Genomic DNA, 19,703 nt, shown 5'->3' with positions numbered 1-19,703 from the left:
GAAGGGTGGAAAACAACAAATCTTGTAGATGAAAACTTTTTTAAAATTCAATGAAGCTGAATTATAAATTTTAACTGAGAAAAAAAATATTTATCTACTTCATCAATTCAATGAAATAAAATAATTTCTTTTGAAAAATATATTACATTTAATAAAAGACCATCAAGAGCAAATATACAAGCTATCATTGATAATATATATTTTGCTAAAATGAGATATACTTTAAAAGTAATAAAAGCTAATAATGAACTATATAATAAATATATATTATCTACTTGATTTTTATGATTAAATACATCAATAAATTCTGATTATCTTTATCAATTTATATTGTCAGATGATTTTAATAAACAAAAAGATTTATATGCTGAATGAAGTACTCAAGAAGCTATAAATAACTGAGATTTAAAAAATATTTTTATTACTTTTCCTCAATCATTTCAAGAACAACAAAAAATAGCAAAAATACTTTCAACAGTAGATGAAGCTATACAAAAAACTGATGATTTGATAGAAAAATACAAAAAAATCAAAACTTGATTGATGGAAGATTTATTTACAAAATGAATTGATATAAATACTTGAAAACCTCATACAAAATTTAAAGATAGTGAGTTGGGGAAAATTCCAGAGAGTTGGGAGGTGAAGAAATTGGGAGAAGTTTGAGAGCTTACATCAAGCAAGAGAATATTTTTTAATGAATATAAAAAAAATTGAATACCTTTTTATAGATGAAAAGAAATAACTAAAAAAATAAATAATGTAGAAATCAATAATTTATTATATATTTCTACAGATAAATTTAATAATATAAAAAATAATTTTTGAGTACCTTTAGAATGAGATATTTTAATTACTGCAGTATGAACACTGTGAAATGTTTATTTAGTAAAATGAACAGATAAATTTTACTTTAAAGATTGAAATATTATTTGGTTAAGAAAATATAGACAAGATATTAATAAATATTTTTTAAAACATTTTTTAAAAGAAGCAATTTACAAGCAACAAGATGATTTAATAATATGAACTAGTCAAAAAGCATTTACTATTAAAAAATTAAAACACTTAAAATTGCAAATTCCTCAATCTCTTCAAGAACAACAAAAAATAGCAGAAATATTATCAAGTGCAGATGAAAAAATAGAAAAAGAACAAGCATATAAACAAAAACTTGAAAATATTAAAAAATGACTTATGAAGGACTTATTGACGGGCAAAGTAAGAGTTAAAGTTTAATTCCCGCCCGGGCGGGAAAAGATGTTGATTTTGATAAAGAAAAAAATATAATGTATGCCTGGTTAGAAGTAGTTGAATATATATTACATAATTGAAAATTTTTCCGAAATAGAAATCAAAGAAAACAGCTACAGAATCAACAAAATTCACTTTTTTCTCTAATTTAAGTGCAGAAGATTAGAAATAAAATTCTTGAAATTTTTAATAAAATAATTATAATGCCAAAGATTTAATGTTTTATTTTATATAAAAAATAATTAATGGAAAGTGTTTTTGAAGCTTTTTTATCATTTTATCTAAATCCTTGATTTTTTTATTGAACTGTTTTAGTAGTATTACTTATATTGTTTATATCTATATTTTATAGATTATTTCCTAATAGTTGATTTTCAATACTTTTTGATTATTTTTTTGAAAAAATGTATGATTTTTTTGAAGATATATTATGAAATGAAGAAAAAAAATGGATAAAAACTTATGTAGTAATACTTTTTTTTGTTATATTAATTTCAAATTTACTTTGAGTATTTTTGGAAATTTTGGTTCCAGTATTTTGAAATATAGCAGATACAGATGTTTCTTTATTGAAAAAATATATAGATATTCCTACAGCTGATATAAATTTTAATATAGCAATGGCTTTGATATGACTTTTGATTATTATTTTTGAGCAATTTAGAGCTTTATGATTTTGAAAAGCATTGTATGAATATTTTCCTATATTTTGAAAAAATTATCTTCCTTATACTAGATGAAATTTAAATCCTATTTTTGATTGGCCTTTATTTATACTTGTTAAAATTTTTGATCTTATTATTTCTTTGTTTTTGTGATTATTAGAAATAGTTTGACATTTTGCAAAAGTAATATCTTTATCGTTTAGATTGTTTTGAAATGTAACTTCTGGTGGTATGTTATTAGCTATGTTGGTATGAGCTATTTCATGACTTACTTTGACTTATTTAAATTTTGAGTTTCCAGTTTTGGGACCAGTTATACTTTATTTTCAATCTTTACTTGTTGCTTTGATACAAGCATTAGTTTTTCCATTATTGATAGCTATATTTATAAAGGTTGCAAAATTTGCTTAAAATTAATTTGATATGTTTAAATTATACTAATTTATTTATATATATAAAATATACAATATTATTATGGAATTTTTATGGTATTTATGACCTTGATTAGCAATTTGACTTGCTTGAATATGAGTTGCTATATGACAGTGAATTTTGGTTAAAAAAACTATGGAAGTAATGTCAGATAGACCTAGTATGAGTAGTTTTTATTTGACAATATCTATTTTGGGGGTGGCTTTATTGGAATCGGCATTAATATATTCATTGGTTGTTTCGTTTCAAATATTTGGTAATGAAAGTATATCTGCATATTCTAGTATAGCTGCTGGATTAGCGATATGACTTGCATGAGCTTGAGCTTGAATATGAGAGTGATTTTTGGTCTCTTGAGCATTATGAGCTATTTGAAAGAGATCAGATTCAAAAAATAGAGTGATGACTTTTATGGTGTTATTTATAGCATTAGTAGAGTCAGTGGCAATATATTGATTAGTGTTTGCATTTAGAGTAATGTGAAATACATGAATAGATTGATGATTGGCGATATGAGCATGATTGGCGATATGATTAGCGGGTTTATGAGTAGCTATAGGTCAGTGAACACTTGCGAAGAAATCAATAGAACTTATGTGAGAGAATGAAGCAATGTCAAATTCATATTTGGCAGTGTCAATATTATCAATAGCATTAGTAGAGTCGGCAGCGATATATTGATTAGTAATAGCTTTTCAATTAATATCTCCAGATGTTATTATGTCAATGTATTGAGCTATATGAGCATGATTGGCGGTATGATTATCTTGATTATGAGTTTGAGTATGACAAGGTAAATTAGTAGTTTGAGCATTATGAGCTATTTGAAAGAGATCAGATTCAAAAAATAGAGTGATGACTTTTATGGTGTTATTTATAGCATTAGTAGAGTCAGTGGCAATATATTGATTAGTGTTTGCATTTAGAGTAATGTGAAATACATGAATAGATTGATGATTGGCGATATGAGCATGATTGGCGATATGATTAGCGGGTTTATGAGTAGCTATAGGTCAGTGAACACTTGCGAAGAAATCAATAGAACTTATGTGAGAGAATGAAGCAATGTCAAATTCATATTTGGCAGTGTCAATATTATCAATAGCATTAGTAGAGTCGGCAGCGATATATTGATTAGTAATAGCTTTTCAATTAATATCTCCAGATGTTATTATGTCAATGTATTGAGCTATATGAGCATGATTGGCGGTATGATTATCTTGATTATGAGTTTGAGTATGACAAGGTAGATTAGTAGTTTGAGCATTAAAAGCTATTTCTAAAAGACCTTTGTTGAAAAACAAAATAATGACACTTATGGTTTTATTTGTTGCATTGGTAGAAGTTACAGCTATATATTGACTGATAATTTCTTTTAATATCATATGATGATTAGAAAATTATGATTTGGCAATATGAGCATGATTAGCGATATGATTAGCTGGTTTATGAGTAGCTATTTGAAGATGATATATGTCAGAAAAAACTATGGAAGTTATTTGAGATAATAATAAAATGACTAATTTTTTTATGACAATATCAATATTATGAGTAGCATTGATAGAGTCAGCGGCAATATATTGATTAGTAATAGCTTTTCAATTAATATCTCCAGGTATTATTATGTCAATATATTGATCTATATGAGCATGATTGGCAATATGATTATCATGATTATGAGTTTGAATATGACAAGGTAGATTGATAGTTTGAGCATTATGAGCAATAAATAGAAATCCAGAGATTAAAAATAAAATAATGACTTTTATGGTATTATTTATTGCACTTATAGAAGTTACAGCTATATATTGATTGATAATAGTTTTTAATATTATGTGATGATTAGAAAATCATGATATGGCAATATGAGCATGACTGGCGATATGATTAGCTGGTTTATGAGTAGCTATTTGAAGATGATATATGTCAGAGACAGCAATATATACTATGTGAAAAAATTCAAAAATGATGTGATATTTTTTGACAGTATCAATATTGTGAGTGGCATTGATAGAATCAGCAGCTATATATTGATTAATAATATCATTTCAGATATTAGCTAGTAATTGACTTATTTGAATTTATTGATTGATGTGAGCAGGATTAGCAATTTGACTTGCTAGTATTTGAGTAGGTGTATGAGAGTGATTTTTGATAAAATGAGCTATTAATTGAATAAATAATTCTCCAGATAATAAAGGTAAATCTATGGCATTTATGACATTATTTATTGCAATGGTAGAGTCGGCGGCAATATATTGATTGATAATTTCATTTTTGATATTATCTAACTAAATATTTTATATTATTAAAATAATAATTATGGAAGATATAAGTTTTTGAGTTATTTTGGCACAAATTATAAATTTTTGAATAATAGTTTTTGTTTTTTATTATTTTTTATGAAATAAAATTATAAAATTGATAGAAGATAGAAGACAAAAAATTTTGGATTTGAAACAAGCTGATGATATAAAAAGACAAAAATTGAATGATGCCGAAAAAGAAGCTAATAAAATATTGGATGAAACTAAAAAGAAAGTAAATGAAATGCAAAAAAATAATGAAATTTTGCTTGAAAAACAAATGAATGAAAAAATGAAAGAAGCAGAATTGAAAGCTGATTTTATTATTGATTCTGCCAAGAAAGATATGGAAAAAGAAAGAGAAATTATGTTGAGATGAATAAAGAAAAAAATAGTTGATACATCTCTTATGATAAATTGAAAGTTTTTTGATGAGCCATCAAAAAATAAAGAATTTATAAAAAAAGAAGTTATTTAATTATAATTAATAATTATTATTATGAATAAGTTATTGAATAATTTAACTAGAGAGGAACTTATATATTTAAAAAAGAACTTATTTCTTTATAGAGATTTAATAAAAGAACTATGAAATAAGTGAAGAATAAAGTTTAAAAATGAGTTATATTCAAAAAATGTTTATATTGTAGAATATTATCCTATGCAAGATAAAGATGAAGTTATAAACCAATCTATACAAATATATAAAAATTATTTTGCAGTTAATGTTCACAAAAATGAAATAGATTTAGTTCCTAAAACTTCATTATTATGAGGTATTAGATTGATTTGTAATGATAAAATGTTGGATTGTAGCTTTTTGAAATTTCAAAAAACTATAAAAAATTTATTTAATTATTAAAAAACAATAAATAATGTCAAAAAATGTTTTGGATAATATAATTTATGATATAGAAAATAAACTTGATACAATTGAAATAAATCCAAAAGTTAAAAATGTTTGAGAAGTCTTTTATGTATGAGATTGAGTTGCTAAAGTTTCTTGATTAACTGATGTGTCTTATAATGATTTAGTACAATTTGAATCTTGATGAGTTTGAATTGTTCTTAATTTGGAAAGACATTATGTTTGAGTTGTTTTGCTTTCATGATTTAGAGATATTAAAGAATGAGAAAAAGTTTTTTCAAATAATGATATTTTGGAAGTTCCAGTATGAGAAGAGATGATTGGTAGGGTTGTTGATTCTTTATGAAGACCAGTAGATTGATTTTGAGAAATAAGAACTACATTAAAAAGACCTGTAGAAGCAGTTGCAAGTTGAGTTATGGATAGAAAATCAGTTCATGAACCATTGGAAACATGAATAAAGGCAATAGATGCTTTAGTTCCTATAGGTAGAGGACAAAGAGAACTTATTATTTGAGATAGACAAACTTGAAAAACACAATTAGCTATAGATGCTATTTTGAATCAAAAATGAAAAAATGTTATTTGTATATATGTTGCTATTTGACAAAAAGAATCTAAAATTGTTAGAATTATTGAAGAATTAAAGAGTAGATGAGCTATGGATTATACTATTGTTGTTAATGCATGATCATCTTCACCTGCAAGTATGCAATATTTGGCTCCATATACTTGATGTTCAATATGAGAACATTTTATGTTCAACTGAAAACATGCTTTAATTATATATGATGATTTGACAAAACAAGCAAATGCTTATAGAGAAATGTCTTTATTATTAAGAAGACCTCCTGGAAGAGAAGCTTATCCATGAGATGTTTTTTATTTACACTCAAAATTATTAGAAAGAGCTTCAAAACTTAGTGATGAATTATGAGCTTGATCTTTGACTGCATTACCTATCATAGAAACACAAGCTTGAGATGTATGAGCATATGTTCCTACAAATGTTATATCTATTACAGATTGACAAATATTTTTGGATTCTAATTTATTTAATTCTTGACAAAAACCTGCTATTAATGTTTGATTATCTGTTAGTAGAGTTTGATGATCAGCTCAAATTAAAGCAATGAAAAAAGTTGCTTGAAATTTGAAATTAGATTTAGCTCAATATAGAGAGCTTGAGGCATTTTCTCAATTTGCATCTGATCTTGATTCTGAAACTAAAATTCAATTGGAAAGGTGAAAAAGAATGATTGAAATATTAAAACAATGAATTTATGAACCTGTAGCAACTGAAAAACAGGTATGTTTAATTTATGCTTGAGTTAATTGATATCTTGATAATTTGGATGTAAATAAAATATCTACATTTGAAAAAAATTTTTATTGGTCATTGGATGAGGAAGTAAGTATTTTGTCTTCAATAAAAAAAGAAAAGCAAATAACAGAAACTACAGAAATAAAGATTAAAGATTTGATAAATAAAATTATTGAAATGTTAGATTAAATTATTATTTAATATGTAAACTTATAGTTTAAATATGTCTAATACAAAAGAAATTAAGAGAAAAATAAGTTCTGTAAAAAATACTGCAAAAATTACTAAAACTATGGAACTTATATCTACAATAAAAATGAAAAAAGCACAAGATTTAGCTTTATTGAAAAAAGAATATATAAAATCTATATTTAAGATATTCCTTGATCTTAATGATTCTATAAAAAATAGTCATTTTTTTTCTGATAATATTTCAAATAAAAAAACTTTATGAGTTCTTATAACATCAAATAAATGATTATGTTGAGCTTATAATATAAATGTTATGAAAAAAGTTTTGGATTATACACAGAATAATAAAGATGAAAATATTGATTTTGTTTCTATATGAAAAAAATGAAGTAATTTTTTGGCAAGAACGGGTAATAATATAATTCTTGATTATTCATCTGAATTTATTGATGATGTTTCATATTCTTTTTCTAAATCTATATCAAAAATGCTTACTAAAAAATATGTTTTGTGAGAATATTGAAGAGTTGTTATATTTTATAATTATTATGTAAATACTATTAAACAAATTCCTTTAACTTCAAAATTTCTTTCTCTTAGTAAAGATTCCATTTATGATTATTTTTATCAAATTTTGTGAGAGAATTATTATAATGAATTGTTAGAAATTGATCACTCACAAGATTTAAATGATTATTATGTAGAACCATCAAGAGATAGATTGCTTAATTATATAATGCCTATGATATTGGATTCTATGTTTTATGATATATTGTTGGAATCAAAAGCATCAGAACATTCTGCTCGTATGATAGCTATGAAAAATGCAAAAGATAATGCAAATAATTATGCCTATGATCTTACTTTGGAGTATAATAAAGAAAGACAAGCTTATATTACAAAAGAAGTTGGTGAAATTGTTTCTTGAGTAGAATCAATGAAAGATTAGTTTTTAAATTTTATTAAGTTATTAAATTAATTATGAATAAAGGAAAAATAATTAGAATTATTTGAGTTGTTATAGATGTTGAGTTTTCAAATTGATTAGTACCTTCTATTTATGATGCACTTGAATTAAGTCATAATGGTTCCAAAGTTGTTTTGGAAGTACAACAATTACTTTGAGATTGAGTTGTTAGAACTATAGCTATGAATCCTGTAGATTGATTAAAAAGAGGTTTGGAAGTTATTGCAACTGATAGTCCTATAAAAGTTCCTGTATGAGAACAAGTATTATGAAGAATTTTTAATGTTTTGTGAGAGCCGATAGATTGAAAAGTAAAACCTAAAACTAAAAATTTGGATCCTATACATAGAGATGCACCAAAATTAAGTGAATTAACAACAAGTGCAGAAATATTTGAAACTTGAATTAAAGTTATAGATTTGATAGCTCCAATGTTGAAATGATGAAAAGTTTGATTATTTTGATGAGCTTGAGTTTGAAAAACAGTGATAATGCAAGAATTAATTCATAATATTGCATCTGAACATGGTGGTTATTCTGTAGTTGCTTGAGTTTGAGAAAGAACTAGAGAATGAAATGATTTATATCATGAAATGAAAGATTCTTGAGTTTTGGATAAAACTGCTATGGTATTTTGACAAATGAACGAAGCTCCTTGACCTAGAGCTAGAGTTGCACTTACTTGATTGACAATGGCAGAAAATTTTAGAGATAGAGAAAAAAGAGATGTTTTATTATTTATAGATAATATATTTAGATTTACTCAAGCTTGATCAGAAATATCTGCATTACTTTGAAGAATTCCATCAGCAGTTTGATATCAACCAACTTTAGCAACAGATATGGGTGCTTTACAAGAAAGAATTACTTCAACAAAAGATTGATCTATTACTTCAGTACAAGCAGTTTATGTGCCAGCAGATGATCTTACTGATCCAGCTCCTGCTACAACTTTTTCTCATTTGGATAGTACTATAGTTTTGAATAGATCTATTGCAGAATTAGGTATTTACCCTGCTGTTGATCCGTTGGATTCTACAAGTACAGTTTTGGATCCTCAAGTTTTATGAAAGGAACATTATAATGTTGCAAGAGAAATTCAAAGAATTCTTCAAAAATATAAAGAATTACAAGATATTATAGCAATTCTTTGAATGGATGAACTTTCTATAGAAGATAAATTGACTGTTTCAAGAGCTAGAAGAATTCAAAAATTCTTATCTCAACCATTCTTCGTTGCAGAACAATTTACTTGAATGAAATGAGTTTATGCTAAATTAAGTGATACTATTTCTTGATTTAGAAAAATAATTGATTGAGAACTTGATCATATTTGAGAAAAACATTTTATGTACAAAGCGACTATTGATGATGTTATAAGTTCTTTTGAAAATAGTCAAAAAAAATAATGTTTAATATTTAAATATATTTTATAATGAAATTAGAATTAATTTCTTTTGAGTGAGAAACTTTTATAAATGATAATGTGAAATTGATAAATGTCCATACTTTAGCTTGAGAATTAACTATACTTGACAATCACCATTGTATCTTATCTGCTATAATTCCATCGGTATTATATATTGATTATGTTGAAAATAATTCTGATTTTTCAAAAGAATTTGCAGTATGAAGGGGAGTATTACAATTTAATGAAAATAATTGTAAAATTATTTTGGATACAGTAGTAGGAGCTGAAGATTTAGATTTTGAAAAGGCTGAACAAGCAAGATTAGATGCTATAAAAAATATGGAAGAAATTAAAAGTCAGAAAAATAAAATAGATATGGAGGCATTTATAGAAGCTGAAGAGCAAATAGCAAAATCTCTTGTTAATCTAAAATTATCTAAAAAAAATAATTAAGTTTTTTATGTATTAAAATAATTGATTTACATTTTTTTATATGTTTTTGTTCTATTCTAGTTTTGCTTTATATGCTATGGATTTAAGTAGGTTATTTGAAAATAATTACTTTTCAAACTTGTAATGAGTAAATTCTGAAAATGCTAGTTTTGGAGTGATTTTTAATTGGTTAATGTGATTGTTTACATTAGTTGTTTTATGAAATATATTTTATAGACCATATATTTATTCTATTATTTGATTTATTAAATAATTAGATTAAATATTTTTAGTATATTTTAAAATAAAATTTATTTGATTAGAGTTTATATTTTGAAAAATAAGATAAACATTTAAATTATTTGACTTGTTTAAATTTATTTAAAACAGCTTGAATATTATTAATCATTTTTAAATATATATTTTTATATAAACTGTTTTGTAAATTTATAAAATTTAAATTAAAATATACTAAAATTAATTTGTAATCTGAATTTTATTGTTTAATTTTGTTTTTGTAAAAAAAAATAGTTTATTTTGTTGTAGTTAATATTATTATATTTTTTCTTAATTCTGATTTTTTTATTATAATTTAGTATATTTTTTTTGTTTTTTTATTATTTTAAGTGCTAATAATCATAATATATTTTTTAAAAAAATACTCTCAAAAATTGTTTGAAACAAATTGATTGAATAAAAGAAATTGATAATATTAATTTATAATAAAGCAATAGATTATCTTGAAAGATAATCTATTGCTTTATTATATAGTTGAAAAGTTAAAAATTTTAGTAAAAAACTTCAATAGAAGTTATAAATACTATTAGATTTATTTTTTACTTAATTTTTGATCTTGCCAAATTAAGTTATCATATAAGAAAACTGGTACTACAATCAATGTAAGTACGGCAGAAATAGTTAGACCAAAGATTATAGAAAATGCCAAACCACTCCATACTGGATCTCATAAAATTGTAGTAATTCATAATACTGTAGTAAGAGAAGTAAGAATTATAGGTCTAAGTCTTACAATTCAAGCTTTTATAATAGAATCTCTAATAGATAAACCAGATTTTAGTAAAACATTTACATATTCTATTAAAATAATAGCATTACCAACTACTATTCAAGCAAGAGCAATAACTCATATCATACTAGTAGCAGAAAAAAATTCTCAATTTATCATATACATACTAGCAAATCAAGGAAATACACCAAAAAATCATAACAAAAATGTTATCATAACTATTCATCATATAGTAAATGATTTAAATTGTGCAACTATTATAAAATATATTCAAAGCAAAGCTATTATCATAGCTATTCACATATCAGCAAAAGTATCCATAGTAACTTCCCGTTCTCATCAAAAATTTACTTCATAATTATTTCAAGTTAATTTTTCTTTCAATTTAAATCAATATAAATTCCAAGAGATAATTTCAAATTTATCTTGCCAAAATTTTTTATCCAAAAATATAGATAATAATGCAAAACTAGGATAAACAATACTATCTTCTCATATTTCTCAATAAATATATACTGTAGGAAGCATATCATTATTCATTATTGTTTGTGCTTTTTTTTGAGGTATTATATCAGCTATTTCCAATAATGGAACTTGTTTTCAATTTTTGCTTGTAAAATATATTTTATCAAAAATATTTATATCATTTACTTTTTCTTGATTTGCTGTAACAAAAATATTTATAGGTTTTTTTGTAGATTGATCATGATAGGGTGATATATCTAATCATTCAAAAATTGAATAAAGAGAATTTCAAATTTGTTCTATATTTAATCAGAGTCTAGTTATTTTTTCTTGATCTAGATTGATTTTGTAGGTAGTTTGATATTCTTGAAAAGAATTATATATATCTACAACTTGATTTTGAACTAAAGATGGTTTTATTTTTTCTTGTATCCATTTAGCAAAATTTCAAACATTTTCATAATCTTGATCAGGCATTCAAGAAATTTTTAACATAAAAGTTGATTGTACAGGAGGTCAAGGTGGTTCTTCCAATAATCTAATTTCAACTTCAGGATATTTACTATCTATATATTTTTTTATCAAAGGTCTAAATTGTATAACAAAATCTTGCGAAAAAATATCTCTATAATCACTTTTAATTAAATTAATTTTAATAGATAATTGATTTTGCATTTGTCTTTGATAACTTCCACGAAAAACACTAGCAAAATCTGGAACAGGTTGTATACCTCATCGTGATGAAGTAGATTTTATTATTTTTAAATTTTCATCTTCTTTACTATCACTTTCATAAGAAAAATCATAAACAAAATCATCTATATGATTTAATAAATCTTTTGTTTTATCTATAGACCAATCTCTGGGTGCATCAATCCAAATATAAAATTGATTTTTATCAGATTTGGGAAGCATTTGAGCTTTAAATACTTGATAATATATAGGAACTACTACAGACACGATCAAAACTATCCAAAAAATAGCTTTAAATATTTTTCTAAAAATAGAAGTTTTGGGAGTTAATAAAAGTTCTATCAAAGATTTATATTTTTTTTCTATCCAAGTTTGTTTTATTTCAATATTTTCTTGTTTGATATTATTTTTTTTATTAGATTTTTGAGAATCTTTTTTTGTAAGAAAATAAGCAAAAAATGGATTGATAGACATGGCAATAAAAAAAGATGCACTAAGAGCTATAATTGCATATTTGGGAATAGGTCACATATACTCTCACATCATATCTGTAACAAAAAACATAGAAATAAAAGCTAATATTCTAGTAATTGTTGCCAATATTACACCAAAACCAACTTCTTGAACTCAAGTTTTGATTGCAGTAAGTTTATCAACTCAAGTTGTTTCTCTATCTTTTAAATGTCTAGAAATGTTTTCTACTATAACAGTACTATTATCTACCAACATTCATAAAACTAAAATTACAGCAAATAATGTAATTCTATTTACATTATCTCATATTGCCAAAGCTATACCAAAAACTATAGCTAAAGTTAATGGAATAGCTATACTATTATTTATAGCATCTTTAAATCATAAATAAAAAAACAAAACTATAAAAACTATAAATATAGCTTGAAAAAGATTAATAATTAACATATTAGTTGCATTCTCAGCTTCATATCATTCATTTTGTATTTCAACAATTTCATATGATGCAGGAAGTTCCGATTTTATTTTTTCAAGTTCTTGTTTTACTTCATTTACTACAAATATACTATTTGCACTTGGAGATTTTGCTAATCAAATAAAAACTGCATCATTAGTATCTCAATATTCAGAAAATTTTGCAAAATGTTCTTCTTTTCATATTCAAAAATATACATTTGCCAAATCAGATAAATAAATATTATTTCAATTATAATTTGCTACAATTATATTTTCTATAGAAGAAAGATCAGATATTTCTCATTTTACTTGAATATCAGAAATAATATTGTCATATTTAATTTTTCATCAATAAAAATTTTGATTATTTTGTGATATTGCTCAAAGAATTTGTGTCATATCAACATTGTATTCAGATAACTTTTCCAAATCTGTTCTTACAATTAATTTTTGATTATATGCTCATATATTATAAAAAACTGTAGTATCATCAATAAGTTTTAATCTTTCAACAATATCAATAGATATATCTTTCAGTTTTAATAAGTTTTTATGTTCAGGAATATCTTTTTGTGTATTGTAAATAGCAAAAGAAAAAATTGGAATATCATTTGGATCAATAGACATTACACTAGGTTGAGATATTCACATAGGAGAAAAATCTAAACTTGTATAAATTTTATTATAAAGTCTAGTTGTTGCTTTTTCTTTATCAGTTCATATTTCAAACATTACCATAACTGATCAGAAATTTTCCATAGAATTTCAAGAAATTTCTTTAACATCTTCTATTTCTTTAAATTTCATTTCCATTTGAGAAACTAACAAATTATTTACTTCTTTTGCAGTATATCAAGGAGCTTGTGCAGAAATTATAAAAGTTGGAGCCTCAATATCAGGATTATATTGTTTAGGAATTACAAACCAAGATAATAATCACCAAATCAAAATAACTATCATTAATATGATTGTAAGTTTTGGATTTTTGATCCAAAATTCAGCATATTTTCAAAACATAATTAAAAGAAAATTTAAAAAATAAATTATTTATCTTATTATTTTATCTCATACACTCAAATCTCATTTTATTATACATTCTCAATTATTACATTGTATTTTTTCTATATCAATTTTTTGTAAAGACTTATTTTCTTGCAAAATATTTAAATATGCACTTCAATAATCATATTTTATATAACTATAAGGAACTTTTAATCAAGAAATATTGTTTTTATCAAAAGATATATTTGCAAACATTCAAATTAAAGTATCTCATGGAGATTCATTAAATTTAATTTCTATATCAAGTCTTTTGGATAAAGGATCAATATTTGGAAATATTTTTGATACAAATCAAGTAAATTCTTGTTCTTTTCAAGAAATTTTTATATTTACATTATCTCATTGAGAAATATTTTCTCATAAAGTTTGTGGAATTTTGATATTAATTTTTAAATCTTGATTGCTTGCAAAAATAATAGCAGGATTTTCAGGTCATAATAATTGCCCTAATTCAACATTATTTTCAATAATTACTCAAGAAAATGGAGCAACAATATTTGTATTTTGTATTTGACTAGAAACTGATTTTCTTTGTCATTCTAATTCAGCTATTTTTGAATCTATTGATGATAATTCAGATTCCATTTGGTTTTGAATTGCAGATACATTATCTTGTGCTTGTTGAGATTGTTGTTCATAAACTTTAATTTGATCTTGATAAACCTCTTTTTGAGTCAAAACTTTAGTTGATTCAGAAGTTCACATAGCTTCATAATTTTCATAAGCTTTATTCGCTTGATCAAGTTGTTTTTGAGCTTGTTCAAGATTATTCTTTAATCTATCAAAAGTTGATGTTTTTTCATTTTCCAAATTTTTTATAGCTTGTAAACTTCATTTAATTCATACCATAAAATTTCATTGTGCATCAATCAATGTTTTTTCCAAATTTTGTTGATAATTTATAGTTCTTTCTTTTAAATTATTTATTTTAGATTCTGGAAAAGATACTGCATTAACACTTTTATCAAGAACTTCATAAAATTCAGATAAAAAACTTCTCAAATCTGATAAATATTTTTCATATTCAGACAAAATTTCTTGTATTTTTTCTTTTCAATTGGGATTTCAAGCAAGAGTTTCCAAATTATTATACATATTTTCTATTTGTTCAAATTTATTATTCAAATCTGACCAAGTATTTTTTGCTTCAGCTTTTAAGGAAGAATTTCTTGCAGAAAGATAAGTTTCAAAAGAATTATTTTTGTTTTTATTCTGATTTGATACTCACAAAATTTCATCCGTAAACTTCAAAATATTTTTTGATAAAATAGATGATGCACTTATTGAAGATGTTGCATTTGAATATATATTATTTTCTTGTTGTTCAAAATTAGTTTTTGCATTTTCAATTTCATTATTTATAGATTCAATAGCTAGTTGAGCAGAATTTATTTGTTCTTGTGCTACTTGCAAATTACTTTTATTTATATTTTCTATATTAAGAACTTGATTTGTTGTTCAAGCTAATTGTGATTTAATCATATTGATAGAATTTTGAGCTTGATGATATGCTGATTGTGCTGATTTTATTTGATTTTGAAACATTAATTCTGTAGAATTTCTAGTAGAACGAAGATTTTCCAAAACATTTCATATAGAATCATAAGAAATTGAAGATTGAACAGAATCAACACTTGCTATTATTTGTCATTTATTAACAAAATCTCATTTGGAAAAATTTAATGTATTTACTCTACCAAAAGTTTTTGATGATAATACTGTTTGATTTTGAGATTCAATATTTCAAATAAAATTTCACTGTGTACTTATAGATCAAGTCTTAACTGTATAATAATTTTGATTCTGCGAATACTCTATTTCCTTGTATTCAGTATTACAAGCTTGTAAAAATAAAACAGATAACAAAATTGAAATAAAATAAATTTTTTTCATTACAACATAAAAATTATACTAATAAATATAGATATATTGTATATAAAGATATAGCTCTAATATACAATAAAATATATTAAATATTTTTTTTTATAAAAGCTTGATATTAAATAAAATATATTTATTATATTATCTAATATAATTTAGATTATTATTATTAAAAATAAATGAAAAATAAATGATTTACTTTGATAGAATTAATTGTTTCTATATGAATTATTATGATACTTGCAGCAAGTTCTAGTTTTCTTTTTGGTCAATATATGAGAGATGCAAGAAATACTGCTAGAATTACAAGTTTACAAAATATTTCTTCATCTTTGGAACAAGAATTATTTAGAAAATGATATTTACCTGAGCCTGACAATAAAATAACTATAACAAGTTGAGCTATTATTCTTTGATATCAATGAACTTTTGGTGATAATGCTACTTCAAATACACAATGAATTACTGTTAAACAACTTGATCCAAAAGATGATTTTGAATATATATATAATATAAATGAAGGAAAAAATAAATATCAAATTATGTGATATTTGGAAAAAGAAAGTGAAGATCTTTCATATACTGAAAAAGTTTATGCACAAAATTTTTCAATTATGGATATAAAAACTCTTTGAAATGAGTTGGGAATTATAGTAAATTCAGATGATAATGAAGCATTAACATCAAGTTGATCAATATTAACTTGAGATATATATGATCCAGATTTTCCTTCTTTATATAATATAATATTAACTGGTTCTAATGTTTCATTTACATGAGATGCGGTAAAAAATAGATTAATAAAAAATTATGGTAGTATAGAATGTTGACAAGATCATAATTCAGATATTAATTCAAGACCTACTAAATTATGTAGTTTATGAAATGCAAAAAATTTAACTTGAAGTATTGATTCAAATTGGGATTGGGAATGTGTTAGTGATTCAGGTAATATTTCTATTTCTTGTAAAACAAATTAATAAATGAAATTAATGGAAGTAAGTATAGCAATTTTTATTGTAAGTGTAATATTGTTTTATTCTTTGGAAAGTTTGCAAATTGCAAGATTATGATTTGAAGATTATTGGAAAGAACAAAAACAGTATGATAAAAATATTAATATAATAAATTACTCAAAATATCTTGTTGAAAATACAAGTGAAAGTATGAGTTGATATATTACTTTTACTTGAAATAATATAGACAATTATAGTATATATACTTGAGATATATTTGAAACTAATTCAAATTATTTTGAATGTGAAAAAAAAGAAAATTTTAAATTAATAGATTCAGATATACAAGAAAATATAATATTTTGTGAAATACAATTATGAGAAGAGTATTTTTATAATTATTCAATTTTGAAATAATGAATAAAAAATGATTTGCTTTATTGGAAATATCTATATATATTTGATTTTTTGCATTAATATGATGACTTATGGTAAGTATAATTGCAAACTTTTTTTCAATAAGTAAATTAAGTGAAAACACACAGGAAATTGCAAAAAATATAAATGATATAAAAAAAGTAATTTATGCTAATTGATATTATTGATGGGAATTGTCTACTATGACTTGAACAAATCTTACTTGATCCAACGAAATTGTTATTCAAAAAAATGATGAGTATATACAATACAAATGTAATGAAGATTGAAAATTAATAATTAGTAAAATAAGTGATGACGAAAATACTTTTGAAGATAAATATGAATATAATATTAATTGTTTACAAATAAATTCAAAATCAAAATATGATTGATATTTTATTGAAATTTTTGTAGAAAGTTTGAATAAAACACATAATTTATATTATTTTATAAAAAAATAAAATGATTTTTTTTGCTATTTTTGCTATAGTTGTTCTAATTTCAGTATTATGAATTTACCTAATTAGTTTTAATTTTTTTTTACAAGATTTTAATTTTTTTTGCAGATAAATTTTTGCAGTCATATTATATATGAGAATCAAACAATAAACTTAATGAAAAATATTTTTATGATAATAAAACTTATTTTCAAGATTGTTTAGATGAAAATATAGAAAAATGTAAATCATGATGAATTTATTGATTTATTCCTCCTAACAAAACTATAGATTTATGATTCTATCAAAATATTTATGCAAGTTGATTTAATATATTATTAACAGGAAATAATATAAATACTATATTACATATAAATAATTTTACTAATGATTGAAATGATAAATATTTAATACAAGATAAAAAATTTATGTTTACAGGTGATATAATTAATCAAAATTTAAATTTAAAGCTTGAAAATAAAGAAGACGAACGAATACAATTTATATTTAATCTTACTTGATGAAATTTATTAAAAAAACATAAAATATCACAAAATTTAACTTGATGATTTGATATACAAGTTAATCAGAATTTATTTATTTGAAATAGAAAATTTTTTGATAAAAATATTGAATATCAAAATTCATTTTATATACCACCACCACAAGCTTATAATTTAACTTGAATATCAAATTGTAGTCCTTCTTGAACTTGAATAGATTTGCAACGAAATCGAAGTTGAGCAAACATAGATTGGATTGATGAAATAAAATATGAATATTCAATTTTTTCTTGAAATAATTTAACTTTAGATAATTTATTATATACTTGAAATTATTTAACTTGAGTAGATTTATGAACTTGAATAAATTTATATACTTGAAGTATTTTATATTATACTGGAAGTATTTTTTCTTCTTGAACAATATATGATGGTTGAGAATATTCTTTTTGAATAGAAAAATATATTTGTGTTGATGATAATTGTGAGCAAGATAAAAAAACTTATTGAACTGTATATAAAACAGGGATTTTGTTGGATTGTAATTAAATTTGATATTGTTTATAATTTAATTTATAATTAAAATTTTATAATTTAACTTTATTTAATAAAATATAATTTTTTTTGACAAATTTTTAAAAAAATATATAATAATATATATATTTTATTTATATATATAAAAATAAAAATAGATGGTAGAAAATATTAATAATGAAAGGTTTGAAGATAATGAAACTGTTGAAACTGTTGAAGATAATGAAGTTTTAAGTCAAGCTATAAATACATTATTTGTTGAAAATTGAATTATTGATTGAAGTAAAGATATAGATCGAAGTAATGAAGATGATATTTCAGAGATTAAGGATAATATTGATAATTCATTATCTTTGGATGCTGATCAAAAAATTGCTCTTAATAATTTTATAGATGAATTGGTTAGTGTAGAAAGTGAACAAAATAATGAAAGAATTGGTATTATTGATATGGCAAAAGAAAATATTTCTGAATTACGAGAATCTATAACTACTTTCTTTTCAGGTAGTGGAGATGTTCAAGCTGGTGAAATTGATGATACTGTTTGAGATACTGAACAATCTAGAATGTTGGAAGAACAATGGTGATCAAAAGAAATATGAATTCCATCTGATGAACAAGAAAATCCAGAGAATCCAGAGAATTCAGAGAATTCAGAGAATCCAGAAAATCCAGAAAATTCAGAGAATCCAGAGAATTCAGAGAATTCAGAGAATCCAGAGAATCCAGAGAATCCAGAGAATCCAGAGAATTCAGAGAATTCAGAGAATTCAGAGAATCCAGAGAATCCAGAGAATTCAGAGAATTCAGAGAATCCAGAGAATCCAGAGAATATAGAATTAGAACCAGATTATTACACTATAAAATCATGAGATATTTTGTCAAATATAGTTAAAGATCATTATTGATTAAATTCACGAACAGAAATAAAAAATGTTGTAAAT

General features: G+C 23.4%; 15 protein-coding genes and 1 pseudogene. 14 read left to right on the top strand and 2 right to left on the bottom strand.

The window, feature by feature from the left end; all coding sequences use genetic code 25:
• From VAMP_RS01895 to VAMP_RS01855, 9 genes are all read left to right on the top strand, one after another.
• Positions 1-1,239: restriction endonuclease subunit S (locus tag VAMP_RS01895; RefSeq protein WP_213348649.1), on the top strand; the 1,239-nt coding region annotated here is incomplete at its 5' end.
• 260 nt (positions 1,240-1,499) lie between these two features.
• On the top strand, positions 1,500-2,330 hold the full coding sequence (locus VAMP_RS01890) for a F0F1 ATP synthase subunit A (RefSeq protein WP_213348647.1): 831 nt from the start codon (positions 1,500-1,502) through the stop codon (positions 2,328-2,330).
• 63 nt (positions 2,331-2,393) lie between these two features.
• Positions 2,394-4,646: an ATP synthase subunit C-like protein gene (locus VAMP_RS01885; protein WP_213348645.1), complete on the top strand. Its 2,253-nt coding sequence runs from the start codon at positions 2,394-2,396 to the stop codon at positions 4,644-4,646.
• A gap of 27 nt (positions 4,647-4,673) precedes the next feature.
• Positions 4,674-5,135 (top strand): F0F1 ATP synthase subunit B, encoded by a 462-nt coding sequence (locus VAMP_RS01880; protein ID WP_213348643.1) that lies wholly within the window; start codon positions 4,674-4,676, stop codon positions 5,133-5,135.
• A gap of 21 nt (positions 5,136-5,156) precedes the next feature.
• The gene (locus VAMP_RS01875; protein WP_213348641.1) at positions 5,157-5,519 is read left to right on the top strand and encodes a hypothetical protein; all 363 of its coding nucleotides are present in this window, start codon (positions 5,157-5,159) and stop codon (positions 5,517-5,519) included.
• A gap of 13 nt (positions 5,520-5,532) precedes the next feature.
• Positions 5,533-7,038 (top strand): F0F1 ATP synthase subunit alpha, encoded by a 1,506-nt coding sequence (atpA, locus tag VAMP_RS01870; protein ID WP_213348639.1) that lies wholly within the window; start codon positions 5,533-5,535, stop codon positions 7,036-7,038.
• 34 nt (positions 7,039-7,072) lie between these two features.
• A complete protein-coding gene (gene atpG / locus VAMP_RS01865) occupies positions 7,073-7,990 on the top strand; it encodes an ATP synthase F1 subunit gamma (protein ID WP_213348637.1) in 918 nt (305 codons plus the stop codon).
• 32 nt (positions 7,991-8,022) lie between these two features.
• On the top strand, positions 8,023-9,417 hold the full coding sequence (gene atpD, locus VAMP_RS01860; protein WP_213348635.1) for a F0F1 ATP synthase subunit beta: 1,395 nt from the start codon (positions 8,023-8,025) through the stop codon (positions 9,415-9,417).
• 26 nt (positions 9,418-9,443) lie between these two features.
• Positions 9,444-9,872: a F0F1 ATP synthase subunit delta/epsilon gene (locus VAMP_RS01855; protein ID WP_213348633.1), complete on the top strand. Its 429-nt coding sequence runs from the start codon at positions 9,444-9,446 to the stop codon at positions 9,870-9,872.
• Between the two features lie 808 nt (positions 9,873-10,680).
• Here VAMP_RS01855 and VAMP_RS01850 read toward each other — a convergent pair.
• Positions 10,681-13,983, bottom strand: a complete 3,303-nt coding sequence (locus VAMP_RS01850; protein WP_213348631.1) for an efflux RND transporter permease subunit — start codon at positions 13,981-13,983, stop codon at positions 10,681-10,683.
• Between the two features lie 30 nt (positions 13,984-14,013).
• A complete protein-coding gene (locus VAMP_RS01845) occupies positions 14,014-15,921 on the bottom strand; it encodes an efflux RND transporter periplasmic adaptor subunit (RefSeq protein ID WP_213348629.1) in 1,908 nt (635 codons plus the stop codon).
• Between the two features lie 167 nt (positions 15,922-16,088).
• On the opposite strand from VAMP_RS01845, the gene VAMP_RS01840 reads away from it, so the two are divergent.
• From VAMP_RS01840 to VAMP_RS01820, 5 genes and pseudogenes are all read left to right on the top strand, one after another.
• Positions 16,089-16,889: a type II secretion system protein gene (locus VAMP_RS01840; RefSeq protein ID WP_213348627.1), complete on the top strand. Its 801-nt coding sequence runs from the start codon at positions 16,089-16,091 to the stop codon at positions 16,887-16,889.
• 3 nt (positions 16,890-16,892) lie between these two features.
• The gene (locus VAMP_RS01835; protein ID WP_213348625.1) at positions 16,893-17,282 is read left to right on the top strand and encodes a hypothetical protein; all 390 of its coding nucleotides are present in this window, start codon (positions 16,893-16,895) and stop codon (positions 17,280-17,282) included.
• Positions 17,282-17,746 carry a hypothetical protein gene (locus VAMP_RS01830; RefSeq protein WP_213348623.1) on the top strand — a complete coding sequence of 155 codons (465 nt, stop codon included), beginning with the start codon at positions 17,282-17,284 and terminating at the stop codon, positions 17,744-17,746. The genes VAMP_RS01835 and VAMP_RS01830 overlap by 1 nt, the downstream gene beginning before the upstream one ends.
• Before the next feature lie 113 nt (positions 17,747-17,859).
• Positions 17,860-18,774: a hypothetical protein gene (locus tag VAMP_RS01825; protein ID WP_213348621.1), complete on the top strand. Its 915-nt coding sequence runs from the start codon at positions 17,860-17,862 to the stop codon at positions 18,772-18,774.
• A 143-nt stretch (positions 18,775-18,917) separates the two neighbouring features.
• Positions 18,918-19,703, top strand: a pseudogene (locus tag VAMP_RS01820) (hypothetical protein); the annotation flags it as partial.

Source organism: Candidatus Vampirococcus lugosii (assembly GCF_018420025.1).
GTDB lineage: Bacteria > Patescibacteriota > Gracilibacteria > Absconditabacterales > Absconditicoccaceae > Vampirococcus > Vampirococcus lugosii.
The sequence above is the reverse complement of the archived record's forward strand: the minus strand, read 5'-3'. Positions and strand labels throughout refer to the sequence as shown.